Raw genomic sequence first — 25,321 nt, forward strand, 5'->3', positions numbered from 1 at the left:
AAAACTGTATTTTCCTAATTTCTGAGAATGGATTTTTAGCACTTATCGCATTATAATATAATTAGGAAAGGAGTCGATTAATATGGCAACAGAAACTCAAATTTTTGAACAAGTTCAAGAAGTATTAGATAAATTACGTCCATTTCTTCTTCGCGATGGTGGAGATTGTGAATTAGTAGATGTGGAGGATGGCATTGTTAAGCTTCGCCTATTAGGTGCTTGCGGCAGCTGCCCAAGTTCTACAATCACACTTAAAGCGGGCATTGAGAGAGCTCTTCTTGAAGAAGTTCCTGGAATTGTGGAAGTAGAGCAGGTATTCTAAAATGCTAAAAAGCGATTGCCGAAATCGGCAGTCGCTTTTCTTTTTATTTCAAACCTTTAACTAAGGGCCGCCAGTCTTTGTTAACCAATGTTTTCGGTTCTTTTTCCTCCAATACAGCGATAATATTTTCGATACAGAGCTGAATCATTGCTGTTCTTGTTTCTACGCTTGAACTGCCGATATGCGGAAGGGCAACGACATTAGGGAGCTTTACTAATGGATGGTCTGAAGAAATAGGCTCTTTTTGGAATACATCAAGGCCAGCTCCTGCAATCTCTCCTGCCTCAAGGGCTTCTTGTAAGGCCTGTTCATCAACGACTGCCCCTCTAGATACATTAATAAAAATGGCCGACGGCTTCATTTTTTGGAAGACTTCACGGGTAAACAGATTTTTTGTTTCATGTGTGAGCGGGGTAAGACACACTATGAAATCTGACTTTTCCACAAGTTCATCAAAAGATGAATATTGAACACCAAGTTGCTTTTCTGCCTCAGGTTTTCTTGTCCGGTTATAATACAGAGTGTTCATGTCAAAACCCGTTGCCCGTTTTGCAACCGTTTCCCCAATTCTCCCCATCCCTACAATTCCAAGCGTTTTATGGTGAATATCAGTACCGGCCATAAGGAAAGGATTCCAAGCAAGCCATTTCCCCTCTTTAACAAACTCGGCAGCTTCGATCATCCTGCGCGCAGCCGCCATTAAGAGGGCAAAGGCAAGATCCGCTGTCGTATCGGTAAGTACATCTGGAGTATTGCAAACGGCAATTCCTTTTTTACTCGCCGTTTCTAAATCAATATTATTAAACCCAACTGCAAGGTTTGCCACAACCTTTAGATGGTTACCTGCCGTTAGGACCTGATCATCAATTGAGTCTGCAAGTACGGTGAATAAAGCATTTGCTTTTTTGGCTTCTTCCAATAAGACATCTCTTGGTACCGGGATATCATCATGTTCCCACATATTCACGTTGAATTTTTCCTGCAATGGTTTCACAAGTGCTTCAGGGAGCTTTCTTGTTATATAGACATAGGGCTTCATATCCTGCCACATCCTTTGCTGTTTTATATTTTAAGTGTACCATAATTTCCCGTTTTGCTCCCTTTAATAACAAGTCTGATTTAAACGGAATAGAGCCAATCCAGCGGCGGCAGGTGCAGCTGTTTTAAAGGTGCCCCAGATATTTGATAGAATTCTGCCAAAAAACGCTCATAATCGCCCGATTGTCGTAATATTTTACTTAACCGTTCTTCCAATACTTTCTTTTCCTGTTCTGAGCGGGTGATATAATAGGTTTCAATGCACTCAAAATAGTGAAGCGGAAAAACCAAACGTGCATATAACAGGCGCCAAGAGAAGGAAGATAAGGGAGCAATACTCTGATACTCGTCATAAAAATTTCTTAACTCGATATGATAGGTTTGGATATTGCGAAAATACCTTGCCCGCGTCCATTCAGCCAAATCTCGGCTTCGATGATCAAAAACCCAGTCAAATGGACTTTTAATCATATACTGGTCATAAGGTCCCCATGTTTTATTCGTAAACCGTTCATGACAAACAGTACCGCTATCTTCCTCGCGCGGTTCATCATCTATTTCCGTATCGACTAAATATTGAATCGCGTTTTCAGTTAATCCAAGATAATACGGGAACGAATCAATAAACATTCGTTCAAACTCATCTTCCGGTGTTTGAAATAACAGCCCGTTCCACACCTTTTCCATTTGTTCCAAACGCTTTTCCCATAAGCCTTTCCATTGGCCCATTCGGCTCGACCTTTCGATTTGAAAAGGTACTCTCCTTCCCCGTTCATGGAACCTTGCTAATTTTCGGCCTAACTTTATTTTTGGATGGGATGCCATTTGCCGATTCGCTAAAACACAATATTGATTCTGTTCCCATGTGGTAATCAGGTTCCCTTCTTTTGAGGGAAGGAAAATGGGTACATTCTGGTCTCCATAATTTCGTAAGTGTTCCGCAATTTTTTCCAGTTCGGTAATATCCTCTTCTCCTTTTCCGCCTGGTTTTGAAACCAGATAAAGCCAGCCATTTCCCCTCAAAGCATCATATATATCCAGCTTCACATATTCTTCTACGGTAATCCCATATTGATTCTCGAGCATTTTTCGAAGCATGTTAGCACCCCGCCCTAGTTTCCTTTTCTTACCTTATGTATATGTGCACAATCTAAAAACTAGTTGTTATAAAAAGAGGCGAATGCCCCGAAATAAGATTGGGAAAAATAACATTTTGTTTAGGCAGGAGGCACTAAGCTGCATAATTTCGTAAAAAAAGTATATATATATTGAAAATAGAAAGTGCTGGAGCTAAGTTCAAATCAGTATCTCAAATTATTTCACAAGGAAAAGGTGATAAGTCAAATGGCAGACAACAAAAAAGTAGACCTAACTGAAGAAACGGCACGAAAATGGTTAAAAGAAAGAGGAGTAGAAGTTAAAGATATTGCGGATTTAGTCTTCTTTTTACAAGAAAAGTATCATAAAAATTTAAAAATGGAAGATTGTATTTCCAATGTAGAACGTGTTCTTTCCAAACGAGAAGTACAAAATGCCATTCTTACAGGGATACAGCTTGATGTCCTGGCTGAAAAAGGCCTGCTTGAAGAGCCGCTTCAATCCATTATCGGGACGGACGAAAGCCTTTATGGTGTAGATGAAATCCTTGCCTTTTCAATTGTAAATGTTTATGGTTCAATTGGTTTTACCAATTATGGATACATTGATAAATTAAAGCCAGGAATCCTCGCTCATCTGAATGATAAATCGACCGGAGAATGCCATACATTCCTGGATGATATCGTCGGTGCCATTGCAGCGGCAGCCTCAAGCAGACTTGCCCATCGCGCCGCTCATGCAGAAGAAGAGGAAAAGGATTAACAAGAACAAAAGCGCAAGCGCCTTGAACAGCCCCGACAAGCATAAGACGAGCCGGCCGAAAGGTTGCTTTTTAACCTTTTGGTCGGATTGGCTTATGACCTCGAGGGGCTAGGCGCTGGAGCTGGACGTCGACAGTCCTTTGTTTAACAGTTATCCACAAGCGTTCCTAGACGATTAAAAAGGGATGGATTATTTCCATCCCTTTTCTATTTCCCATTCATCTAATGAATCAATAGAATACGTTGGCTTTTGATCATATCCTGCCAGTAATTCCTTTGTGGTCACCCCTGTATGGACAAGTAATGTATCCATTCCGGCATTCATTCCAGCTAAGATATCTGTATCATAATAATCGCCAACCATTAACGTCTCTTCTTTAGCCGTACCTAAAACCTTCAACGCTTGCTCCATAATAATTGCTTCAGGCTTACCGATAAAGGTCGGTTTCGTTTGTGTCGAAACGGCAATAACGGAAGTAAGTGAACCATTTCCTGGAACTAGCCCTCTCTCTGTAGGAATGGCGATATCTCCATTTGTCGAGATAAACTTTGCCCCATTACGAACCGCAAGGCAGGCAACCGCTAACTTTTCATAACTGATTTCACGGTCAATCCCGATCACAACGAAATCGGCATCTTCCCCTGCAAGTCTAAATCCTTTTTCTTTAATGGCAGACTGAAGGCCGTCTTCTCCAATTAAATAAACCGAGGCATCTTTATCCTGTTCATATATATAATTGGCCGTCGCTTGACTTGTCGTAAAAACAAGTTGTTCTTCTGCCGGGATATCAAAACCATTTAACTTATCCGCCACCTGTAAGGGAGTACGAGATGAGTTATTCGTAACAAATAAATAAGGAATATGGTTATCCCTTAATTTTTTCACAAAATCTGATGCTGCCTCAATTCGTTCTGTTCCTTTATACATCGTTCCGTCTAAATCAATCAGGTATCCTTTATATTGTTTCATTTATAAAAATCGCTCCTCAAAAAATTGGTAACTAGAAAAGAAATTGACCGCGGATAGAGTCAGTATTAATTTTTAAATGCTGAAACCGGACCCAATTCATTAGCTAAATAATTGCGGACATTTGTGGAAAATAACCCTAACTCAGGTAACCGTTGTGAAAAATCCTCTTCCAGCTTCTGATGGGGAATCTCCAGATAATCCTGGACAAGTACCTTACGATAATGAATAAGCGTCTTTAAACTTTCACCTAACTGACTATCAATGACTTGCTCATCCATTAATATATCGATAATGTCCTCATAACTGCCGGGATCACGCATAATAAAGCCATCAATCATACTATTGCCAACGTCTAGTACAGACTCAATCATCATCACGCACAAACGCTCCAAGGCTGCTGCTTCAATCGGGGTTGTCCACTCCTTTTGACCTCGGAAAAGATGAATTTGTTTTTCTAAATATTGAAGTGTACTTTCAATTTTTTCTCTGTCAACGAAATACATCTTGTCCACTTCCTTCCACTCAAGTTTATTGTATGTAATTCCATCTGTTTCTTATTGTATCACAAAAGCATCCATTCTCTTTTTTTAACAGGAGAATTTCTCCCATCATTAGAGATAATTTGTTACTATAAAGGAGACGGATAACAGTATAAATCAAAAGGAGATTAAGCAATGACGGAACGTTTTTATTTATATGATGATACAGAAAATACCAAGACAAGATTTGTCAGTTTTGTTGGTGAAAACCAGCGCTTTGATTTGGCCATAATCCAAACGAACCGCCACTATGGAAAATCCTTAGTCCTTGATATGCAAGGAAATCGTTTTGCAATTATTGGACCTGATGACTTGGAGGAAGAAGGTTATTTAGAGTTTGCCTTCCAATTAAATGAGGAAGATGCTGAAGAATTGAGAAGCTTTTTAGCAGAAATCATCTAATGCAAGCACACATGTTTTTAATTTCAGTTTCCCATAATAAGGGTTAAAGGAGTGAAAACATGACAGATAAGGATTCTGAAACATATACGGAATTATCCAATGTTGAAAAACAGCATAATTATCTTACATCCCAAGAGTTTCCGGAAGGACCTTATGGTTCACCGATTCGAAAAAATCAACCCGTTCAGAATAAAAGTACTCCCTGGCAAGAGGGGCAACGCTATTACAGCAATTTTAATTATGAAAATAAATCATTGCATCAGGATATCCCAAGACAAATGGAGGGGGCTCATCCGACTCACGATGACCCTGATAAAGATTTTCAATCTCCATACGACAATTGAAGCAAAAAAAGTGAGAAGGATCCATTTACTGATCCTTCTCACTTTTTTACTTTTTTTAGTACAAAATAGGCACAGCCAAAGTTACAGTATTCGTAAAGATATTCGCTTAGCGTACTGATTTTGGTATCAAAGGTAGCTTTTTGGTTCTGATCTTCAAAAAACCCCTTTAAGCGAAGCTGCCCATAGCCCCAATCGCCTACAATATAGTCATATCTGGATAAAATATCACTATACCTTGTTTTAAAGGCTTCCTCATTATACCCATTCCGGTACTCCTGTAAGATTTCATACGTAGTATTGTTAATCACTATCATCCATTTCACCTCATTTTAGCCGACAAATCCCTATTTCCCATTATAACCGATTCCCCATCAATTGCTAAGAAAATAAATGGCTGTGTTGGTCATCCTATGTATAGGAGGTGCTATAAATTTGAAAAAGCTACTCATAATCGCCGGATTATGTACCATAACAGCATTAAGTGGATGTTCTAAGGATACGGGCAATAACGATGTATACGAAGAGAGCGGCAATACGATTAATGTGAATAACAAACGGCATGAACTTTATAGCGAGGGAGCAAGCCGTAAAATTCGCAGTGACAGCACAAATTATGGCTTTGTCCGTCACCAAAAAAGCCCATTAATGAATGATAATACATCTAATGATAGCTATACGGCCCTTGACCGTGAGCAGCTGGCGAATATTATCAGTAAGTACAGTGCTAATATCCCGAATGTGAATGATGTGGCAACATTAGTAACAGACCAAGAGGTTTTAATCGCTTATCGAACAGATTCAAAAAATCGAAACCTGACAGCAGACCAGGTAAAAAAGACTGCCTTTTCGGTAGTGCCTCGATATTTTCATGTCTATGTGACAGATAATGCCACATTAATGCGTGATGTTGAGAATCTTGCTAATCTTGATTCCACTAGCCGTAATGCCCGTCGTTCAGTCAATCATGTGATTTCAGAAATGACAAAATCCCCTCAAGGGGCCCGCTTGAATGCAAGTGAAGACGAAAATGGCCGGACACCAGACGACTTGAATATCAATAATACGCCTAACTGGAATAATAAACGCCCGAACACGTCCGAAACACTTGATAAAAATACAAATGAGGGCGGAAAAAACACCGATATGAACAAGACCAATCAATAAAAAATAAGAGTTCACGCCATTTTGGCTGAACTCTTATTTTTATTAGGCTTCCTTAGCTTCTTTTTCACCAAGCATTTGTTTATGCTTTGCCGCGGCGTTCACCTGCTCATCAGCGTGGTAAGACGAACGGACAAGCGGGCCGGCTTCACAGTGGCTGAACCCTTTGCTGAAGGCAATTTCCTGGAATTCCTTAAATTCATCGGGTGTATAGTACTTTTCCACCTTTAGATGAGTTTTAGTTGGCTGTAAATATTGTCCAATGGTCATGATATCTACATTGTTTGCTCTTAGGTCATCCATAACTTCCAAAATTTCTTCTTTTGTTTCCCCTAAACCAATCATTAAGCTGGATTTGGTTGGGATAGTTGGCTGCATTTCTTTCGCACGGCGGAGAAACTCAAGTGAACGATCATATTTCGCACGTGCACGCACTCTTGGAGTTAACCGTCTAACTGTTTCGATATTATGGTTAAGGATATCTGGCTTGGCATCCATTAGGATTTGTAAATTCTCTTCCTTTCCACCCATATCGGATGGGAGAACTTCAATACTTGTAAATGGATTTTTACGGCGGATGGCACGTACGGTTTCAGCAAACACCGCTGCACCGCCATCTTTTAAATCATCCCGGGCCACGGCAGTAACAACCACATGCTTAAGATTCATTAATTGAACAGAATCCGCCACTCTTTCTGGCTCTTGCAAGTCAAGTTCGGTTGGAAGACCCGTTTTAACGGCACAGAAACGGCATGCCCGTGTACAGGTATCGCCAAGAATCATAAACGTAGCTGTCCGTCTAACAGCCCAGCATTCGTGGATGTTAGGACATCTTGCCTCCTCACATACCGTATGTAAATTCTTTTCACGCATCATTTTTTTCAAGCCTGTATAAGACTCATTCGTATTTAATTTTATTTTTAGCCATTCCGGCTTACGTAAAATTTCTTCTTTCTTGCTCATTCTTACACTCCTCAAAGCTTTAAATTGAGTTCTTCTGTCACTTTATCATACTACAAAAGGAACAACAAGCAATTCAATTTTGATTACCAATTATTAACCATTATGAAAAAGCGTAAAGTCCGCACACTAAACTTGTACATCAATTGGAAGGAGGATTCCTGTTGCGGGCTGTTCTAATGGTTGGAACCATCCTTATACTTTGTCTGTCTGCTTTGTCTGTCAGGGATGCTCATGCACAAGAACCCATTCCCTATCAGGAAAGAATGAGGCTTTATAAAAAAGTTGAAACCATTACCCAAATTCCTTGGTATTATTTAGCTGCGATTGATCAATATGAAAGAAATGTCCGCCTGGCTCGCAGAGACCTGCCAAAAGCAGAGGGAATCACTGGTATCTATTTTCGTCCGGAAGTCTGGGCTGGGGTTTCAAACCCTAATCTAGGCGAAGAAAATCCGGCAGTCATCCAGTTTTTTAACGGCATAGGTGTAGATGGTGACGGAGATGGCAAAGCGAGTTTAAAGAGCGATGAGGATGTTTTATACGCATTTGCAAATTATCTTCTTTCATACGGTGTTGATCCTGAGAATATAAAAATTGGATTATGGAACTATTATCATCGCGATAGAACCGTTGGTATTATTTCGGGACAGGCAAAAATTTACCGCCATTTTGGACGGTTGGATTTAGATAAAAGAGTTTTTCCTGTTCCTTTAAGAAGTAATCACAGTTACCGGAGCACATGGGGCGATGCACGGGGCTGGGGCGGAAGAAGAATTCATGAAGGAACGGATATTTTTGCGGGTTACGGCGTTCCGGTCCGGGCAACTGCCTACGGGATTGTTGAAATGAAAGGCTGGAATAAGTTCGGCGGCTGGAGAATCGGAATACGTGATATTAATAACACGTATCACTATTTCGCCCATCTAAGCGGCTTTGCGAAGGATTTAAAAGTTGGCCAAGTAGTAGAACCTGGTATGTTAATAGGCGGTGTCGGCAGCACAGGATATGGGCCGCCTGGAACGAGCGGGAAGTTCCCGCCCCATTTGCATTATGGAATGTACAAAGATAATGGGATTACCGAATGGTCCTTTGATCCCTATCCACACTTAGCACAGTGGAAACGAATGGAACGGATTGAACTCAGGAAAGCATCGAAAAATCGTTAGTATGTCAAAAAGGACCATCCGATGGGATCGTCCTTTTTTGTTCGCTTTATTCATTCTTTTTCTTACTAGAGTCTGTGCTTTTTTCTGGCAGTTGAATGGAAGGTGTTATCCCGCCTCCACTATTATAAAATTGTGGGACTTCTCCCTCGACAAGGGCTGAACCAACAGGAATGCTTTGTTTTAGCTTCGTCACTTCGGTTGCAAATGGCGTAATGATTTGAACAGAAACTTCTATATCTACAGAAACCTCCATCCACGTATTGTTGATGCCCATTTCTTTTGTTTCAATATGCACATCTGGTTCCACTTCACCAATAGCATGGAATTTCACAGGAATCTTAGGGCCAATATTTCCCAGTAATGTAATATTGGTTGCCTGCCCTAATGGAATATACCAAACAATCCCGTCTTCTTTTTCGGTATTTTCTGTTTCAATCTCCACATCACTTTCTAATAGTGCTATATCACCTTTCTTGGCTGTTTTTAAATTCCTTTGAATCTGTGCGGTCGTTTCTGCCAAGACTCGATTAATTAAATCCGTATTTAATTGGGCATTTTGTCCCTTTCCGTTACTGCCTGGCACAATTTTAATGACCTCATTGTTATCACCCACATTCGTCGTTCGTTTGGTAATCGCTCGATTGATCACGAGTGAGGCGATATTCCGGGTTTCAGATGTGGCAATTCTCATTAAAGTCGGCTCAATCCCCTTATTGACGAGCCATAATCCTGTAGCAGTAGAAAACAAGAAAAGGATAAAGGATAGCATCAAGACATAGCGGAAAGGCAGCGGCCCCGGTTTGCGAATACGCCTAGAAAACTTAGCCAAGAAAAATCACCCCTTCTTGTTAAATGTATGCACAAGAAAGGGGAACTAGCCCAATAAAAGGACACCCTTTTTACTGCAAAAAAAAACCTGCCAAAACATCTGGCAAGTTTAAACCATTTTAAGCAAAGCTTCTTTACCGATCATTCCCTTATGGATGCCAAGTTCCTCTGCTTCCCATGTGACTGACTCTAAAGGGGCATTTAGAAGCTGATCAATTGTCCGAACACCGACCGCCCGTCCGGCAATTATTTTCCGATCTTTTAGTTTATCATTTAATAGGCCTACATCTAACGCTCCGCACATGATATAGCCCTTATCATTCGAAACGGCAAGCAAGGTGGTTTTAGGGAGCAGTACCGTCACAGCCAAAAAAGTATGACCATTAATATCAATTGGTGAAAGCTCAACCAAAGGTTTCTCACTCCTTTCCTTACTAACACTGTATGATTAGAAGGATTAAAGGGTGACAGGCTATCGTCTAGTGATGTTGTTCCAACTCCCATTTTAATAAATCGCGCATGAATTCTGGCAGCAGATATTCTTTATGTTTGTACGGCAGTACCTCTTTGAAAAAATGGCCAAAGGTAAACATATCCGGAAGCGCCAAAGAATAGGTTTCATTTTTTTGCAAAGGCTGGTGATTTATGAATATTACTCCATTTTCAATGTGAATACCTTCATATACAAAGATTCCTAATACGGTACCTCTAAAACCTAATCCTTTTATCTCTCTTCGCGACATTTCCTCACTACTTGCTTCAATCATAATTTTACCCAGTTCGTCACCAGTCAGTTCAACAACGCAGGGATTGATGGGATGGGGACAAATGCTAAGCAAATCATAATTTGTGACTTCATCGGATAATGAACCTAAAAGCAGGCCAGCATTGATCATCGCACAATCGGTTTGACACCAATCCTTTAACGCTTTACATAATAACTTTGAAAGATTAGTTACTTGAAAAGGATGATGAACAAATGGTTCCTTTAGGAAGGTTACTTGTTGGTTTAATAATTGCTTACCGGTCTCTAAAAAGGCGGTAATCTGCTGTTCTTCATTTTTTGGGGCTGGCAGTTCCGTGAATTCATAAAGTGCTGCCTTTTTACTAATCACAGTCTTTTCCTCATTAACGGTAATGGTCATGTGACCGACATAATGACCGTATTTTCCTGCAGCGCCAATTAGTGTTTGCCCCACCCACTTCCCTTCTTCAAGAAAATGATGGGTGTGGGCTCCCAAAATCAAATCGACCTCTGGAAAATTGGCAGCTATTTTTTCATCGTCATTGATTCCAAGATGCGAGAGCAAAATGATAACATCAGACTCTTTTTTTAAAATCTCGAGCCATTTCTTAAGCTCTGGGATCGGTTCTGTGACCTGCCAGCCTAATAGATGATAGAGATGGTTAAAGCAGGCTGTGAGACCGATGACACCTATTCGTGTTCCTTTATTTGTGTAATAGATATGATACGGCTTGACCCATTCAGGAAAATCACCATTGGGCCGATAAAGGTTCGCGTTAATGACATCGAATGCTGCGCCATCATAGAGATGATCCAGAACAGAATGGGGAAGATTAACTCCTTCATTATTGCCGAGCGTTACTGCCGTATACCCGGATGCATTCAACAACTCTATATTCCCTTGCCCTTTGGTTGCCTCCGTTAAGGGATGCCAGCGGTCAATGAAGTCACCGATATCAAAGAGATAATATTCCTCTCCTTTTGCTTGGTAATACTCCCCTTTTCCCCTTAAAAATTCATCTATCCTTGGCCAATGCTCCAGATGGCTGTGAACATCATTGGTATGAAAAATATGTATGGTTTCCATTTTTTAAAATCCTTATCCTGTTATTCCTTGATAAATCATGCGAACCCCAACAATGACTAGGACCGTTCTGATAATCAGTACAATTGTTTTACTCTTAAACTTCGTATTTAAGTATACCCCAACCCTCGCGCCTATCCATGCTCCAGGTATCAGAGCCAAGGCATAAAGCCAATTCACATTTCCTAGTGAAATATGTGTGATGGAACTTAGAATGGAAGTTGGCAGGATCATAAACATGGAAGTGGCTGTGGCCACATGGGGCGGGAAGAAAAATAGTAAAATCATCGTTGGTACCATGAGTGAGCCGCCGCCTATTCCAAAAATACCTGATAAGAAACCGACAATAAAAGCGATCATCACTCCAAGAATTGGGTTATAGCCATATTCGAATGTTTTGCCGCTATTATCGGTATAGGTTCTGACAATTCCTTTATCCTTCCGGAAAGGAAGGGGTTTTAATTTATCCTTCACTACTAAAACCAATGAGATAAACAAAATAAATGTACCAAAATAGATATTAAAAGAATGCAGGGCCATTCTTTCCGTCACCCAAGCTCCCAAAATACTGCCGGGTCCGCTGCCTATTAGAAAAATGAATCCACTTTTATAATCGACGGTTTTATGCTTCATGTAGGCCAGTGTAGAAGATAGGCCTGTAAAAATCATGGTAAACAGCGAGGTACCTACAACCACTTGGGGTGTCAGGTGATGGAAGGATGGGAGAGTGGCCAGGTAAAGTAAGGCAGGAACCACGACAATTCCTCCTCCCATTCCAATCAGGGACCCAAGTGAGCTAGCCGCTATTCCTATGATGATTAAAATAATCCACTCCATTGATGCTTTCACCTACTAGTGTCAGTTTATATTTCGTTGAATAAATCCAGTTGTTTGGGTGCGAGCCCTTCATATGTGATCTCCAGGAGTTTCATCATTTCTTTGGCATTGTCGGCAGCATCCCCGCCCGAGTTATTGTTAAACAGAAGGTATACATGTTTGCATTCCTTCGCTAACTTTTTGATATGAACAGCCCATTCCTCGAGCTCCTGTTGATTATACCGATAGAGGTAACGGACCTCGCGCCAGTTTTCTGCATTTCTTTTCTGCCAGCCGTACACATTGCGGCCATGAAATCTTACTAGTACTTGTTCTTCAGTGGTGGGCTCTAAAACGGTTGGAATGGAGCCCTCGCCTGATTGCGGTTCATCGCAAATACTATGGATCCATTTTTCTGATTTCATGAATGCCAGAGTATTCTGCCGATAGTCCGCGGCAAACCATGACTGGTGCCGAAATTCCAAAGCACATGGGAGATCACCCATCTCTTGTCTGCACCACCGTAAGTAGTCGACATTTTCTCTTTTACAATCAAACCATGGCGGGAATTGGAACAGTACCATGGCCAGTTTATTATGTTCGATATAAGGTTCTAGAGAATCCTTAAATGCTTGAAACATGACTTTTCTGTTATCAAACGGGATATCCCCCCGCTGGTGGCCAGTCATCCCTTGATAGGCTTTGACAATAAATTGAAAACCTTCCGGGGTGTCCTTTACCCATTTTTCGGCATTTCGTTTGGGTTGAACGGCATAAAAAGCAGTATCCACTTCCACGATTGGAAAGTGCCCGGCATATTCTTTTAGTTTATCCCTTGAGGAGATTTTACTAAGGATTAAGCTGTCATGGTCTCCCCAGCCGGTTACTCCAATATAGATCATGTCTTTCACCCCTATCTTATAATAGCATAACCATTTTTTCTTCCGCCAAATTAACAGCAGCTACTGGTGAAAAATTGGTTTTCTTAAGACTAATGCTAGACTTAATTCCGCGCCTTTTAGAGATAATTCCGCCAGTTGTGGATTTATTTCCGCGCCTTTTAGAAATAATCCCGCCAGTTTTTGATGTTTTTCCGCGAGTTTCCTAATTAATTCCGCCAAGTGCTTCCTTTATGCTGCCAAATCTGGATTTGCTTCCTACCGATTATCATATATTAATTTCCCCAGGGAACCTTAGAATTCCCGGTTGCAGCGGATCATTTATATAAAAATACCCGTCTGCCTATATAAGCAAACGGGTAACTTTTTACATATTAACCGATAGAACCTTCCATCTCGAACTTGATTAAAAGTACTTAAAACAGCATCAAACCACATCCAAAAAAGTCCCTTCAACAGAACTAGCTTAACGTCTTGTTGGCTTCGTTTCATCATGACATATAACTATCTCTTAAACTTCTCAAGAAACCTTGTAGGATACTCGCTAGGAAGTTTACTTATTTCATCCAATACATTCCATTGTTCCTCACTTAAGCTCCAGCCAACACTTCCCATATTTTCTTCAAATTGTTCTAGACTGCTGGCACCAAAAATAGGGGATGTTATTTCTTCTTTGTTTAACAGCCAATTTAGAGCGACTTGAACAGGGGTTTTATCAATCTCATAAGCTACTTCCTGTACTGCTCGTAAAATCTCGAAATTTTTATCATATGCACGGTTTTGCCAGTTAGATTCACCTACGTCATTAGATAATCTTCCAGCAGTAGGTGTTTCTCCTTGTTTATATTTCCCCGTTAAAAATCCTCCACCAATTGGTGCCCAAGGAATGACCCCTACGTTTTCTTCCTTACAAAGTGGCAGAATTTCTCGATCCATATCACGAGTGACAAGACTATACTGAGGTTGAATCGAAATGAACCGAACAAGATTGTTATAATCGCTATATGATAAGGCTTTCATCATTTGCCAAGCTAAAAAGTTTGAACAGCCTATGTATCGAACTTTTCCGGAACTGACTAAATCGTCTAACGTCCTGATCGTTTCTTCAATAGGAGTAATATTATCCCAAACATGCAATTGATAAAGATCAATATAATCTGTATTCAATCGCTTTAGGCTTTGATCTACTCCTTCCATGATCCGACGACGAGAATAACCAAAATCATTCGGATGTGGACCTACTCGCATCCGTACCTTGGTTGCTACTACAACCTCAGAACGACGGTCTTTAATGGCTTTTCCAACAATTTTCTCAGATTCTCCGCCAACATATACATCGGCAGTATCGATGAAATTCCCTCCACGGTCAAGGAATTGATGAATCATATTAATGGAGTCTGTTTCATTCACCTCTCTACCAAAGGTCATGGATCCTAAGCAAAGCTCAGACACTAATAAGCCACTTTTTCCTAACGTCTTGTATTGCATCTTATCTCTCCCATCATGTTTAATAATCCCCACCTCTTTTATTCTAGACTTTAGTAAGTTATTCCTTTAAATCAGTAAAGAAATTTTGCTTAAACACGTTGAAGTGAGTGTGGGTAATTTTAGTTAAAGGAGAGCATGTAATGTAGTGTAATACTTAATTAATCTCAAAAGTCATTAAACCTTACTTGGTACTTCAGAAAGTAATGATTACATTTCTCAAAGTAAGAGAAGCTTTTTTTGTAGATTTATGAAGTTAACAGATATGGAAAATCAACTTCAAATGTTTTTATTAATAATGATACATAAACTGGAATGATATGGGTTATGGAGGTACATGAAAGCGTGTACATGTTTATACAAGTAGAGGGTGAACAGTTTAGTTGACGGAATCGAGTTCCACGGGTGCGACGTTCTACTCCGACTACCGTAATAATAAGACCATAAACAAAAAGGTCAACCAGAAATCTGGCTAACCTTATATTATGAGCGGGTGCTTTACTGAAAAAAGCAATCATAATTAATAAGACACGGTATACAAGATTTTATGCAATTTTTTTACATTGTGGCTTATTTTCAATCCAAAAATTATACTGCCATAAACGACATTTCTTAATTGCCAAATACATTACAGAAGTTGTTAAGAGAGCAAATGCCAAAGGAATGGCTCTTGACCAAGCCTATGCTAAATCAGTTTTAAAAGGAAAAGCAAGTGACGAACTTCATAGAATGTTAAGGTCTGGCTATCTTGCACGATTGAAACCTAAAAAAGAGAGACTTTACTGATCTTTATAATCAACGGAAATTTGTTTCAGTTGAAAACACTGCAAACGGAGAAGTTTCTTCAAATACGATTTTTGAATACAACCAAGAAGGGAACATCCTGACAGCCACCTATAGTGGAGGAGAAATTGTAAAAGGGACACTAATTGGTATAGTAAAGGACAATGGCAGTTTACAGTTTAGATATAACCATGTGAACGTCAGAAACGAAATAAGAGGCGGTCAATGTTACTCTACTCCCGAAACACTGCCAGATGGAAGAATTAGATTACATGAGAAGTGGAAATGGACGGATACTGACCAAACTGAAGGAGAATCCATAATTGAAGAAGTTAAATAACCTATAACCCTATCCACGTTATGGACTAAAATGATCAAAATAAAACAGACCATCACTGTCAGTGAAACTCTGTTTTATTTTGGCTACATATTCTCAATTTTTCTCAGTTTATAAAAACGAATGACATTTTTAAGGGTTACTTTAATAACAGAATAGAGCGGTATGGCGATAATGATGCCTACAAATCCATAAATAGCCCCTGAAATTAACAAAATGAAAATAACTGTTAATGGATGAAGATTCAGTTTTTTCCCCATAACTCTTGGCGTAACTAAGTGTCCATCTAATTGCTGGGTAACGATTACAACTAATATGACTTTCAAGACCATAAACGGACCTTGTAAAAGTGCGACAATGATGGCCGGTAGCATTCCAATCACAGGGCCAATAAAGGGTACAATCGTCATACACATGGCGAAAATGGCAAGCACTAGACTATTGTTCAGGCCAATCATGCAAAAACCAATATACATCAAGATTCCATCCGATAACGCTATGATACATTGTCCGATGATATACGCGGAAAAAGTCTTATCGATATCAACCAGAAGCAAATTTCCCTCTTCCACGTGTTCAACGGGAAGATTTTTTAAGAGAGCAGGCTTCAGTTTCTCTCCATCCCGTAAAAAATAAAAAACAATAAAGGGAACCACTGCAAGCACCGTTGCGATACTAGTGACAATAGATAGGATATTCGTGATATTTTGTTCGACATGCTGTAAAAAAGAGTTTGAGAGGGAACTTGCTTTTTTCTCAATCATTCTTAATGAACTGTTTCCCAAGCTATTATGCTTAACCATATTATGGGAGACATTTGAGATCTTATCAAACTTATTTGGAAATTGCTCCGAAAGCTGCTGGACTTGTTGTGCAATAGGAGTACCAGTAAAATGAACAAAAAGATATCCCGCCCCAATGAATAGTAGATAAACAATCAATATACTTATATTTTTGCTGATATATTTGGAAAAAAAGGTTACAAATGGCCTCATGATATAATAAATGATACCGGAAATGAGGATCGGAAAGAATATGGTAGCAATTAATTTTTGAAAAGGCCAAACAAAGTAATCGATTTTGCCAAATAAGAAAATGATTAATAAAATTAACAGGGTTCCGGTTGCATATTTAAAAAAAGGTCTCTTAATCCACATACCAACCCCCCTAGAATTTTAAAAAATTAGGTCTCTATTTAACTATCCTCTTTTAGTCCAACATAAACCTTTAGGAAATCCATCGTCCCATATCGTCATCTTTACGGCATGGCTGTATTCCATTGCGTAACCTAAACATAAGAAAAACCCTTGATATACAAGGGTCTTTTCTTTGTTAACCGATAGAACCTTCCATCTCGAACTTGATCAAACGGTTCATTTCAACGGCATATTCCATTGGTAATTCTTTTGTAAATGGCTCAATGAAGCCCATAACGATCATCTCAGTTGCTTCCTGCTCAGAAATACCGCGGCTCATCAGATAGAATAACTGCTCTTCTGAAACCTTCGATACCTTCGCTTCGTGCTCAAGAGAAATATTGTCGTTTAGGATTTCATTGTATGGAATCGTATCAGATGTTGATTGATTATCCATAATCAATGTATCACATTCAATATTGGCACGTGCCCCATCCGCTTTGCGTCCAAAATGAACCACACCGCGATAGGTTACTTTACCACCATGTTTAGAGATGGATTTAGATACAATCGTTGAAGATGTATTTGGAGCTAAGTGAATCATTTTCGCTCCCGCATCCTGGTGCTGACCTTTACCTGCAATCGCAATCGATAAGGTCATTCCACGTGCGCCTTCGCCTTTTAAAATAACGGCAGGGTATTTCATCGTTAACTTAGAACCAATATTACCATCAATCCATTCCATTGTTGCGTTTGCTTCACAAACCGCACGCTTCGTAACTAGGTTAAACACGTTGTTTGCCCAGTTTTGAATGGTTGTATAACGGCAATAAGCATCCTTCTTAATGATGATTTCTACAACCGCACTGTGTAGTGAGTTAGTTGTATAAACTGGTGCTGTACATCCTTCTACATAGTGTACAGATGAACCTTCATCAACAATAATTAGAGTACGTTCAAATTGACCCATGTTCTCAGAGTTGATCCGGAAGTAAGCCTGTAATGGCGTATCTACCTTAATACCAGGTGGTACATAGATGAATGAACCGCCAGACCATACGGCTGAGTTTAATGCTGCGAATTTATTATCCGTTGGCGGAATTACTTTTGCCCAGTGTTCACGGAAAATGTCTTCGTTTTCTCTTAAGGCAGAATCTGTATCCTTAAAGACGATTCCGAGCTCTTCAAGGTCTTCCTTCATGTTATGGTAAACAACCTCTGATTCGTACTGTGCAGATACACCGGCAAGGTATTTCTGCTCAGCTTCAGGAATTCCAAGCTTATCGAAAGTCGCTTTGATTTCCTCTGGTACTTCATCCCAAGACTTCTCGGATTTTTCAGACGGTTTTACATAATAAGTAATTTCGTCAAAGCTTAAAGAATTTAAGTCGCCGCCCCATTGTGGCATTGGCATATTGTAGAAATGCTCTAAAGACTTTAGGCGGAAGTCAAGCATCCACTGTGGTTCGTTTTTCATTTTTGAAATTTCTTCAACAATCTCACGTGTTAAACCACGTTTTGATCGGAAAATGGAAACGTCTTTATCGGCAAAACCGTATTTATAATCCCCGATTTCAGGCATCTTTTTTGCCATCGTCGTATTCCTCCTTCATAAACGATTAGAGCATTAGCCCAATCGTTTTACTTTTGTTCCTCTTCCTTTAATCCCTTTTCCATTGCCTTCCATGCTAAAGTCGCACATTTTATCCTGGCAGGGAATTTGGCCACACCTTGAAGTGCTTCGATATCCCCTAAATCAAAGGAATCATCGGGTTCTTTTCCTAACATCATGTCAGAAAAAATCCCGGACATTTGCAACGCCTCTTCTACCTTTTTCCCTTTGATGGCCTGTGTCATCATTGAAGCAGAAGACATCGAAATTGAGCAGCCTTCACCTTCAAACATGGCATCCTTGACAATCCCATCTTCTACCTTAAAGGTTAATTGAATGCGGTCGCCGCAGGTAGGGTTATTCATATTAATCGTATGACTGCCATCCTCTAAAATACCACGATTACGCGGTTTTTTATAATGGTCCATAATGACTCGACGGTATAATGCATCTAAATCTATATTTTTAGAAGACATCGCTGAAATACTCCTTTGTTTTGACAAGCCCTTCAACGAGTTTATCAATATCTTCTTCCGTATTGTATAAATAAAAGCTTGCACGAGCGGTTGCTGATGCGTTAAGCCATCTCATCAGCGGCTGTGCACAGTGATGTCCGGCACGGACGGCAATTCCTTCTGCGTCCAATACGGTAGCCACATCATGCGGGTGAACATCTTTAATATTAAAGGTAATCAGTCCGGCACGTTTAGCTGCATCAAGGGGACCGTAAATGGCCATGCCTTCAACTGCAGACATTTTTTCAAGCGCATAGGCAGCAAGCTTGTGTTCATGCTCGGCAATATTGTCTAAGCCAATCTCATTTAAAAAGTCGATGGCCGCTCCTAGACCTACAGCACCAGCAATAATAGGAGTTCCGCCTTCAAACTTCCAAGGCAGTTCCTTCCAAGTCGATTCCTGCAAGTGAACAAAATCAATCATTTCACCGCCAAATTCAATCGGCTCCATGTTTTCAAGCAAATGTTTCTTTCCATAAAGTACCCCGATACCGGTAGGACCACACATTTTGTGTCCAGAAAAAGCCAAGAAATCACAATCGAGATCTTGCACATCAATGTTCATATGCGGTGCACTTTGTGCGCCATCAACAACCATGATGGCTCCATTTTCGTGTGCAATTTGTGCGATTTCTTTCACCGGATTAATAACGCCAAGTACGTTTGACACCTGCATGATAGATACAATCTTAGTATTTGGCGTAATCGTTGCCCTAGCATCCTCTAAAGAAATAGTTCCATCTTCTTGAAGCGGGATGTAATTTAACTGGGCGCCTGTACGTTTTGCCACCTGCTGCCATGGAATAATGTTACTGTGATGCTCCATGTAAGTAATGACAATTTCGTCTCCTTCCTTTAAATTAGCAGCGGCATAACTTGAAGCCACTGTATTAAGGGAAGTCGTAGTGCCTCTTGTAAAAATAACTTCTTGTGTGGATTTTGCATTTATAAATTTGCGAACCTTTTCCCGTGCCCCTTCATAGGCGTCCGTCGCTCTCGTTCCAAGAGTGTGAACGCCGCGGTGGACATTGGAATTGATTTCACGGTAGTATTTTTCAACTGTTTCAATAACCTGTATCGGTTTTTGTGAAGTAGCAGAGCTATCCAAGTAAACCAATGGCTTCCCATTCACTTCTTGATCAAGGATCGGAAACTGGCTGCGAATCTCTTGGATGTTCATTAGCGAACTTTCCTTTCAATCACTTCAGTTAATTGTTTCTTTACTCCTTCGATCGGAAGCTGTGTAACAACTGGTGCAAGGAAACCATGAATGACTAAGCGTTCTGCTTCCGTTTTTGGAATTCCGCGGCTCATTAGATAATAAAGTTGAACTGGATCCACACGGCCAACAGAGGCAGCGTGACCAGCTACAACATCATCTTCATCAATTAGCAGAATTGGGTTCGCATCTCCTCGTGCTTTTTCGCTCAGCATTAAGACACGAGAAGTTTGCTCTGCATCTGACTTCGATGCACCATGTTCAATTTTACCGATACCGTTAAAGATGGAAGTCGCACTATCTTTTACAACCCCATGATTTAAGATGTTTCCGGTTGTATTTTTCCCGAAGTGAACGACCTTAGTGGTAAAGTTTTGCGTTTGCTCTCCGCGGCCGACTACGACAGTTTTCGTGTCGCCATGCGCGCCATCACCAAGCAGGTTGGTTGTGTTTTCAGAGATCGTATTTCCTTCGTTCATAAGACCAAGTGCCCATTCAATCGAGGAATCTCTTCCAGCCACACCACGGCGGTTAACGTAGGTAGTAATCCCTTTTGCCAAATAATCAACGGCTCCATATTGAACCTTTGCGTTTACATTGGCAATAACCTCAGTCAGGATATTCGCAAGAGTATTCGAGCTTTCCACTGTAGAAATGTAGTTTTCTACGTATGTGACAGCACTATTGTCCTCAGCCACTACAATGACATGGTTGAACAAGTTTGCCTCCGGATGATCTTGAACAAATACAGACTGAATTGGTTCTTTGATTTCTACATTTTTAGGAACGTATAGGAAAACTCCTCCGTTCACAAGCGCTGCATGGAGGGCCGTTAAACGATGCTCATCCATATTGATCGCCTGAGTCATGTAATACTTTTTCAAAAGATCGCCATGCTCTCTTGCAGCTGTTAATAAATCTGTGAATATTACTCCTTGCCCTTTTAGCTCTTCAGACAATGATAAAAAGGCAGGAGTCTGATTGCGTTGGACATAGAGATTTTTATTTTGATCATCTAAGTTAACTAATGCCTTAACTTCTTCAGGAAGTGCATCTAGTGATGAATAGGCATCACTTTTAACCGTGTGCTGCTGAAATTGTGTAAAGTTCCATTTATCTATTTTCGTTTTGTCAGGTCTTGGCATGGAAAGCTGTTCGAATTCGTTTAGTGCTTTAAGCCGGAATTCTTCAAACCAAGCAGGCTCATTCATTTCTTTTGAGAACGAGCGGACAAATTCCTGATCAACTGGTAATTTGGTTTCTGTTGTCATTGTAATCCTCCTAACACTCTGTTACGCTTCTTGCCCAACTGTTTCATCTTCAATGCCAAGCTCTTGTTTGATCCAGTCATATCCTTCTGCTTCTAAGCGTTGTGCAAGCTCTGGTCCGCCAGATTTAACAACACGGCCCTGCATCATAATATGCACATGGTCAGGAGTGATATAGTTTAACAGACGTTGATAGTGTGTGATAATTAAGCAGCCGAAATCTTCTCCGCGCATTTGATTAACACCCTTTGAAACAACTTTTAGGGCATCGATATCAAGACCAGAGTCAATTTCATCCAAGATCGCAATTTTTGGTTCGATCATCATTAATTGAAGAATTTCGTTACGCTTTTTCTCACCGCCGGAAAATCCTTCATTTAGATAACGCTGTGCCATATCTAAATCCATTTCGAGGAATTCCATTTGCTTATCCATTTTACGGATGAATTTCATTAGAGAAATTTCGTTTCCTTCACCTAAACGGCTGTTAATCGCCGAACGTAAAAAATCGGCATTTGTTACGCCGTTGATTTCGCTAGGATATTGCATTGCTAAGAATAATCCTGCACGTGCGCGCTCATCTACTTCCATTTCAAGAACATCTTGTCCGTCTAGTGTAATAGAACCGCTAGTTACTTCATATTTTGGGTGTCCCATAATGGCAGAAGATAAAGTTGATTTACCAGTACCGTTTGGCCCCATGATTGCGTGGATTTCTCCGCCTTTTATTTCGAGGTTTACACCTTTTAAAATTTCTTTCCCATCAATTGCTACATGTAAATCTTTGATCGTTAATGTTGATCCAGCCATATTTATACCTCCGAAAAGAAAGTGTTGTTAGCTTGCAAAGCAAGTTTGTTTGTAACTCTTATTCTCATTTTATTCTCATTACAATCTTATAACAAATAGAATGTATTAGCAACTCTTAAACAGTATAACAAAGCTCTATTTTCATTAAGCGATTGTTAATTGAGAATAGAATAAGTGGATTTAAACGAAAATTCAGACATCTACTTCTTATGTAAGATAGACCCGAATAAAATCATACCTTATTTTTAGAAAATTACCAAGAAATGAATTTGTCTTCCCTCAGTCCACTTTTTACCATTACAAAGGATTAAGTACTATATCCATTCCGTTTCCTATAGGTTGCTTTAACTAGATATTCTTCATTCGTAAGAAACAAAGAACCAGTGCTATATCGCACTGGCCCCATCACTTTATTAAAGATTATTATTTGGCAATTTGAACGGCACCTTGATATTTATCTTTAATAAACTTTTGAATTTCTTCTGATTTTAGAACCTCTACAAGTGTTTTAATTTCTGCACGGTTTTTGTCCTCAGAGCGAACCACTACAAGGTTGGCCGGTACAACATCACTGCCTTCAAAGGCAATTCCATACTTACCGATGTCAATTCCACCTTCTAATGCGTAGTTGGTATTAATAACAACTGCATCACCTTCGCCGCTTTCGAAAGAAGAGGCTAATAATTTAGCTTCAATTAAAGTAGAGAAATCAAGTTTCTTTGGATTTTCAATAATATCCTCTACCCTTGCATTAGCGCCAACGCCTTCTTTTAGCTTAATTAAACCAGCTTTTTCAAAAATAGGTAAGATTCGTCCGTGGTCACTAAATGAATCACTCATAATAATTTTGGCACCTGTTGGCAGATCCTTTAGGCTTTTATACTTTTTAGAATAAATGCCGATTGGTTCCTTATGAATTTCACCAACACTAACAAAATCATAATCCTTGTTTTCCTTCATTTGAAGCTCTAAATAACCTGGTGTTTGGAAATAGTTTGCATCAATTTCTTTATCCCTTAAGGCTACATTTGGAAGAACATAATCTTGGAAAACTTGCACTTCTAGATCGATACCTTTTTTCTTTAACAAAGGTTTTGCAGCTTCAAGTACTTCAGCATGAGGTACGGCAGATGCACCGACGATTAATTTTTTGTTGCCATCTTTTCCTTCTTTAGCTGTGTCATCTTTAGCAGCGCCACAAGCTGACAATGCAAATGCTAATAAGGCAATTGCGATAAGACTAAATACTTTTTTCATTTTTTCTCCCCCTGTTATCGTTTGTCAGTTTTCTTTGTAAAATAATCTCCAATAAATTGGATAATAAAAACTAAAATTAATACAGCAACTGTTGCAATTAAGGTAATCATTGGTCTATTGCGCTGAAAGCCTTCCAAGTAAGCGAAATGACCAAGTCCGCCAGCTCCAATTACCCCCGCCATAGCGGTAAAGCTGACTAAAGAAATGGCTGTGACAGTAATTCCTGAAATTAACGCTGGCAATGATTCAGGTATTAACACCTTAAATATAATATGTCCATGTGTGGCTCCCATCGATTGAGATGCCTCTATCACACCCTTGTCAATTTCCCTAAGTGCAATTTCCACCATACGCGCGTAGAAAGGCGCCGCCCCAATAATTAAGGCCGGTAAGGCTGCGTTTGCACCGAGCATTGACCCAACTAGTAATTTCGTAAAAGGAATTAACAATACAATTAAGATAATAAATGGAATGGATCTAAAAATATTAACAAATCCAGCAATAATGATATGTACCATTTTACTTTGCCAGATATTTCCCTCATCTGTTAAAAACAATAAAAGACCGAGTAACAAACCCAAAATAAATGTAACAACAACCGATATTGAAGTCATGTAGATGGTTTCTTGGGTTGCAGCAAATAATTGATCCCAGTTTAGTGTTTCCGTTAAATTAGTCATTGCTTAACACCTCCACACCGATTTGCTGTGAATGGAGATAATCGACCGCTTTTTGAATTTCAGCCGTCTGCCCATCAAGGTGAAGAAATAATGAACCGTATGACCCATTTTGTGTATGCGATATTTTACCTTGGAGAATATTTACTATAACGTTATAATCCCGAATAAGGTTTGTAATTAATGGCTGTTCTGCCGATTCACCAACGAACGAAAGCTGAATAACTTGTCCCTGAGGATAACGTCCAAGTAAATGGTCAATTGTTTCCTTTGTTTCTTCCGGTTCCGTAACCTGTTGGACAAATCGTTTGGTTATTGGCTGCTTTGGATGTTTAAATACATCTAGAACAGGGCCCATTTCCACCATTTTACCGCCTTCCATCACAGCAACACGGTGACAGATTTTTCGAATAACATGCATTTCATGCGTAATTAGCACAATGGTTAATCCAAGTCGTTTATTAATATCGACAAGCAGATCCAGAATGGAATCCGTTGTTTGCGGGTCGAGTGCCGATGTTGCTTCATCACATAATAAGACTTTCGGATTATTTGCAAGTGCCCTAGCAATTCCAACCCGCTGCTTTTGACCGCCGCTAAGCTCTGATGGATATGCATTTTCTCTGCCTTCTAAACCAACTAGCTTAATAAGCTCAGCCACCCTCTTCTTTCTTTGCGGTCCTTTAACACCGGCAATCTCAAGAGGGAAAGCAATATTTTCACTGACAGTTCTCGACCACAGTAAGTTAAAATGCTGGAAGATCATGCTGATTTCCTGACGAGCCTTACGGAGTTCAGCTCCCTTAATTTTCGAAATAACACGCCCGGCAACCGTAACGCTTCCGTCTGTTGGGATCTCCAGCCCGTTTAACATACGGATTAATGTACTTTTTCCGGCACCGCTATAACCAATCACGCCGAAAATCTCTCCGTCTTTAATCTCAAGATTTACATCGTCGACTGCCTTGAGTTGACCTTTTTTACTAGAGAAGATTTTCCGGACATTCTGGATTGAAATCATTTGATCACCTACTTTATTAAATCTTGAATATAGGGTTCACTGTTTGAATAAAAAGGATTCTATTA

27 protein-coding genes and 1 pseudogene are annotated in these 25,321 nt (G+C 39.9%); 7 read left to right on the forward strand and 21 right to left on the reverse strand.

Annotation, left to right across the window (positions count from 1 at the left end; translation table 11 throughout):
• Positions 1-82 precede the first annotated feature (82 nt).
• A complete protein-coding gene (locus GXK58_RS10220) occupies positions 83-322 on the forward strand; it encodes a NifU family protein (RefSeq protein ID WP_160722390.1) in 240 nt (79 codons plus the stop codon).
• A gap of 43 nt (positions 323-365) precedes the next feature.
• On the opposite strand, the gene GXK58_RS10225 is transcribed toward GXK58_RS10220, so the two are convergent.
• Together GXK58_RS10225 and yutH are read right to left on the reverse strand one after the other, a co-directional pair.
• Complete coding sequence (locus tag GXK58_RS10225) at positions 366-1,361, reverse strand: 2-hydroxyacid dehydrogenase (RefSeq protein ID WP_160722392.1); 996 nt, start codon at positions 1,359-1,361, stop codon at positions 366-368.
• An 80-nt stretch (positions 1,362-1,441) separates the two neighbouring features.
• The gene (gene yutH / locus GXK58_RS10230) at positions 1,442-2,458 is read right to left on the reverse strand and encodes a spore coat putative kinase YutH (RefSeq protein ID WP_160722394.1); all 1,017 of its coding nucleotides are present in this window, start codon (positions 2,456-2,458) and stop codon (positions 1,442-1,444) included.
• 246 nt (positions 2,459-2,704) lie between these two features.
• Here yutH and GXK58_RS10235 point away from each other — a divergent pair, with 246 nt between their 5' ends.
• Complete coding sequence (locus GXK58_RS10235; RefSeq protein ID WP_160722396.1) at positions 2,705-3,220, forward strand: phosphatidylglycerophosphatase A family protein; 516 nt, start codon at positions 2,705-2,707, stop codon at positions 3,218-3,220.
• A gap of 189 nt (positions 3,221-3,409) precedes the next feature.
• On the opposite strand, the gene GXK58_RS10240 is transcribed toward GXK58_RS10235, so the two are convergent.
• Entirely contained in the window at positions 3,410-4,189 is a 780-nt protein-coding gene (locus GXK58_RS10240) for a TIGR01457 family HAD-type hydrolase (protein ID WP_160722398.1), read from the reverse strand.
• 65 nt (positions 4,190-4,254) lie between these two features.
• Complete coding sequence (locus tag GXK58_RS10245) at positions 4,255-4,692, reverse strand: DUF86 domain-containing protein (protein WP_160722400.1); 438 nt, start codon at positions 4,690-4,692, stop codon at positions 4,255-4,257.
• 171 nt (positions 4,693-4,863) lie between these two features.
• On the opposite strand from GXK58_RS10245, the gene GXK58_RS10250 reads away from it, so the two are divergent.
• Both GXK58_RS10250 and GXK58_RS10255 read left to right on the forward strand, forming a co-directional pair.
• Positions 4,864-5,130 (forward strand): DUF3055 domain-containing protein, encoded by a 267-nt coding sequence (locus GXK58_RS10250; protein ID WP_160722402.1) that lies wholly within the window; start codon positions 4,864-4,866, stop codon positions 5,128-5,130.
• 59 nt (positions 5,131-5,189) lie between these two features.
• The gene (locus GXK58_RS10255) at positions 5,190-5,474 is read left to right on the forward strand and encodes a cytosolic protein (protein ID WP_160722404.1); all 285 of its coding nucleotides are present in this window, start codon (positions 5,190-5,192) and stop codon (positions 5,472-5,474) included.
• A 38-nt stretch (positions 5,475-5,512) separates the two neighbouring features.
• On the opposite strand, the gene GXK58_RS10260 is transcribed toward GXK58_RS10255, so the two are convergent.
• Positions 5,513-5,788, reverse strand: coding sequence for a YutD family protein (locus GXK58_RS10260; RefSeq protein ID WP_160722406.1), 276 nt, complete (start codon positions 5,786-5,788; stop codon positions 5,513-5,515).
• 118 nt (positions 5,789-5,906) lie between these two features.
• Here GXK58_RS10260 and GXK58_RS10265 point away from each other — a divergent pair, with 118 nt between their 5' ends.
• On the forward strand, positions 5,907-6,638 hold the full coding sequence (locus tag GXK58_RS10265; RefSeq protein WP_160722408.1) for a YhcN/YlaJ family sporulation lipoprotein: 732 nt from the start codon (positions 5,907-5,909) through the stop codon (positions 6,636-6,638).
• Positions 6,639-6,680: 42 nt separating this feature from the next.
• Here GXK58_RS10265 and lipA read toward each other — a convergent pair whose 3' ends face one another.
• The gene (lipA, locus tag GXK58_RS10270; RefSeq protein ID WP_272928136.1) at positions 6,681-7,613 is read right to left on the reverse strand and encodes a lipoyl synthase; all 933 of its coding nucleotides are present in this window, start codon (positions 7,611-7,613) and stop codon (positions 6,681-6,683) included.
• 146 nt (positions 7,614-7,759) lie between these two features.
• On the opposite strand from lipA, the gene GXK58_RS10275 reads away from it, so the two are divergent.
• Positions 7,760-8,764: a M23 family metallopeptidase gene (locus GXK58_RS10275; protein ID WP_237389628.1), complete on the forward strand. Its 1,005-nt coding sequence runs from the start codon at positions 7,760-7,762 to the stop codon at positions 8,762-8,764.
• A gap of 46 nt (positions 8,765-8,810) precedes the next feature.
• Here the strand turns inward: GXK58_RS10275 and yunB are convergent, their stop codons facing one another.
• The 6 genes from yunB to GXK58_RS10305 all read right to left on the reverse strand — a co-directional run bounded on the left by yunB (position 8,811) and on the right by GXK58_RS10305 (position 14,624).
• Positions 8,811-9,593: a sporulation protein YunB gene (gene yunB / locus GXK58_RS10280; RefSeq protein ID WP_160722413.1), complete on the reverse strand. Its 783-nt coding sequence runs from the start codon at positions 9,591-9,593 to the stop codon at positions 8,811-8,813.
• Between the two features lie 108 nt (positions 9,594-9,701).
• The gene (locus GXK58_RS10285; RefSeq protein ID WP_160722415.1) at positions 9,702-10,004 is read right to left on the reverse strand and encodes a YunC family protein; all 303 of its coding nucleotides are present in this window, start codon (positions 10,002-10,004) and stop codon (positions 9,702-9,704) included.
• 67 nt (positions 10,005-10,071) lie between these two features.
• Positions 10,072-11,424, reverse strand: a complete 1,353-nt coding sequence (locus GXK58_RS10290; protein ID WP_160722417.1) for a bifunctional metallophosphatase/5'-nucleotidase — start codon at positions 11,422-11,424, stop codon at positions 10,072-10,074.
• A gap of 12 nt (positions 11,425-11,436) precedes the next feature.
• On the reverse strand, positions 11,437-12,258 hold the full coding sequence (locus GXK58_RS10295) for a sulfite exporter TauE/SafE family protein (protein WP_160722419.1): 822 nt from the start codon (positions 12,256-12,258) through the stop codon (positions 11,437-11,439).
• 26 nt (positions 12,259-12,284) lie between these two features.
• Positions 12,285-13,139, reverse strand: a complete 855-nt coding sequence (locus GXK58_RS10300; protein WP_160722421.1) for a DUF72 domain-containing protein — start codon at positions 13,137-13,139, stop codon at positions 12,285-12,287.
• Positions 13,140-13,640: 501 nt separating this feature from the next.
• Entirely contained in the window at positions 13,641-14,624 is a 984-nt protein-coding gene (locus GXK58_RS10305; protein ID WP_160722423.1) for an aldo/keto reductase, read from the reverse strand.
• Positions 14,625-15,411: 787 nt separating this feature from the next.
• Here GXK58_RS10305 and GXK58_RS27225 point away from each other — a divergent pair.
• Positions 15,412-15,744, forward strand: a pseudogene (locus GXK58_RS27225) (n-acetylglutamate synthase); the annotation flags it as partial.
• Between the two features lie 83 nt (positions 15,745-15,827).
• Here GXK58_RS27225 and GXK58_RS10310 read toward each other — a convergent pair.
• The 9 genes from GXK58_RS10310 to GXK58_RS10350 all read right to left on the reverse strand — a co-directional run bounded on the left by GXK58_RS10310 (position 15,828) and on the right by GXK58_RS10350 (position 25,256).
• Entirely contained in the window at positions 15,828-16,898 is a 1,071-nt protein-coding gene (locus GXK58_RS10310) for an AI-2E family transporter (RefSeq protein WP_160722425.1), read from the reverse strand.
• Between the two features lie 175 nt (positions 16,899-17,073).
• Positions 17,074-18,471, reverse strand: coding sequence for a Fe-S cluster assembly protein SufB (gene sufB, locus GXK58_RS10315; protein ID WP_160722427.1), 1,398 nt, complete (start codon positions 18,469-18,471; stop codon positions 17,074-17,076).
• 47 nt (positions 18,472-18,518) lie between these two features.
• A complete protein-coding gene (gene sufU, locus GXK58_RS10320; protein ID WP_160722429.1) occupies positions 18,519-18,965 on the reverse strand; it encodes a Fe-S cluster assembly sulfur transfer protein SufU in 447 nt (148 codons plus the stop codon).
• Positions 18,955-20,184 (reverse strand): cysteine desulfurase, encoded by a 1,230-nt coding sequence (locus tag GXK58_RS10325; protein ID WP_160722431.1) that lies wholly within the window; start codon positions 20,182-20,184, stop codon positions 18,955-18,957. Before GXK58_RS10325 ends, sufU begins: the two co-directional genes overlap by 11 nt.
• Positions 20,184-21,494: a Fe-S cluster assembly protein SufD gene (gene sufD / locus GXK58_RS10330; protein WP_160722433.1), complete on the reverse strand. Its 1,311-nt coding sequence runs from the start codon at positions 21,492-21,494 to the stop codon at positions 20,184-20,186. Before sufD ends, GXK58_RS10325 begins: the two co-directional genes overlap by 1 nt.
• Before the next feature lie 21 nt (positions 21,495-21,515).
• The gene (gene sufC / locus GXK58_RS10335) at positions 21,516-22,301 is read right to left on the reverse strand and encodes a Fe-S cluster assembly ATPase SufC (protein ID WP_160722435.1); all 786 of its coding nucleotides are present in this window, start codon (positions 22,299-22,301) and stop codon (positions 21,516-21,518) included.
• A 423-nt stretch (positions 22,302-22,724) separates the two neighbouring features.
• A complete protein-coding gene (locus tag GXK58_RS10340; RefSeq protein ID WP_160722437.1) occupies positions 22,725-23,558 on the reverse strand; it encodes a MetQ/NlpA family ABC transporter substrate-binding protein in 834 nt (277 codons plus the stop codon).
• A gap of 14 nt (positions 23,559-23,572) precedes the next feature.
• A complete protein-coding gene (locus GXK58_RS10345; RefSeq protein ID WP_160722439.1) occupies positions 23,573-24,238 on the reverse strand; it encodes a methionine ABC transporter permease in 666 nt (221 codons plus the stop codon).
• Positions 24,231-25,256, reverse strand: a complete 1,026-nt coding sequence (locus GXK58_RS10350) for a methionine ABC transporter ATP-binding protein (RefSeq protein ID WP_160722441.1) — start codon at positions 25,254-25,256, stop codon at positions 24,231-24,233. Before GXK58_RS10350 ends, GXK58_RS10345 begins: the two co-directional genes overlap by 8 nt.
• Positions 25,257-25,321: the final 65 nt, after the last annotated feature.

Source organism: Bacillus sp. USDA818B3_A, from assembly GCF_009928415.1.
Lineage (GTDB): Bacteria > Bacillota > Bacilli > Bacillales > Cytobacillaceae > Neobacillus.

Coding starts and splice junctions, on each gene's coding strand:
- sufD (WP_160722433.1), bottom strand. CDS start 21,494: ATGACAACAGAAACCAAATTACCAGTTGATCAGGAATTTGTCCGCTCG.
- GXK58_RS10260 (WP_160722406.1), bottom strand. CDS start 5,788: ATGATAGTGATTAACAATACTACGTATGAAATCTTACAGGAGTACCGG.
- GXK58_RS10345 (WP_160722439.1), bottom strand. CDS start 24,238: ATGACTAATTTAACGGAAACACTAAACTGGGATCAATTATTTGCTGCA.
- sufU (WP_160722429.1), bottom strand. CDS start 18,965: ATGTCTTCTAAAAATATAGATTTAGATGCATTATACCGTCGAGTCATT.
- GXK58_RS10225 (WP_160722392.1), bottom strand. CDS start 1,361: ATGAAGCCCTATGTCTATATAACAAGAAAGCTCCCTGAAGCACTTGTG.
- GXK58_RS10350 (WP_160722441.1), bottom strand. CDS start 25,256: ATGATTTCAATCCAGAATGTCCGGAAAATCTTCTCTAGTAAAAAAGGT.
- GXK58_RS10305 (WP_160722423.1), bottom strand. CDS start 14,624: ATGCAATACAAGACGTTAGGAAAAAGTGGCTTATTAGTGTCTGAGCTT.
- sufC (WP_160722435.1), bottom strand. CDS start 22,301: ATGGCTGGATCAACATTAACGATCAAAGATTTACATGTAGCAATTGAT.
- sufB (WP_160722427.1), bottom strand. CDS start 18,471: ATGGCAAAAAAGATGCCTGAAATCGGGGATTATAAATACGGTTTTGCC.
- GXK58_RS10245 (WP_160722400.1), bottom strand. CDS start 4,692: ATGTATTTCGTTGACAGAGAAAAAATTGAAAGTACACTTCAATATTTA.
- GXK58_RS10235 (WP_160722396.1), top strand. CDS start 2,705: ATGGCAGACAACAAAAAAGTAGACCTAACTGAAGAAACGGCACGAAAA.
- GXK58_RS10295 (WP_160722419.1), bottom strand. CDS start 12,258: ATGGAGTGGATTATTTTAATCATCATAGGAATAGCGGCTAGCTCACTT.
- yutH (WP_160722394.1), bottom strand. CDS start 2,458: ATGCTTCGAAAAATGCTCGAGAATCAATATGGGATTACCGTAGAAGAA.
- GXK58_RS10340 (WP_160722437.1), bottom strand. CDS start 23,558: ATGAAAAAAGTATTTAGTCTTATCGCAATTGCCTTATTAGCATTTGCA.
- GXK58_RS10325 (WP_160722431.1), bottom strand. CDS start 20,184: ATGAACATCCAAGAGATTCGCAGCCAGTTTCCGATCCTTGATCAAGAA.
- GXK58_RS10300 (WP_160722421.1), bottom strand. CDS start 13,139: ATGATCTATATTGGAGTAACCGGCTGGGGAGACCATGACAGCTTAATC.
- GXK58_RS10250 (WP_160722402.1), top strand. CDS start 4,864: ATGACGGAACGTTTTTATTTATATGATGATACAGAAAATACCAAGACA.
- GXK58_RS10220 (WP_160722390.1), top strand. CDS start 83: ATGGCAACAGAAACTCAAATTTTTGAACAAGTTCAAGAAGTATTAGAT.
- GXK58_RS10310 (WP_160722425.1), bottom strand. CDS start 16,898: ATGTGGATTAAGAGACCTTTTTTTAAATATGCAACCGGAACCCTGTTA.
- GXK58_RS10290 (WP_160722417.1), bottom strand. CDS start 11,424: ATGGAAACCATACATATTTTTCATACCAATGATGTTCACAGCCATCTG.
- GXK58_RS10240 (WP_160722398.1), bottom strand. CDS start 4,189: ATGAAACAATATAAAGGATACCTGATTGATTTAGACGGAACGATGTAT.
- GXK58_RS10255 (WP_160722404.1), top strand. CDS start 5,190: ATGACAGATAAGGATTCTGAAACATATACGGAATTATCCAATGTTGAA.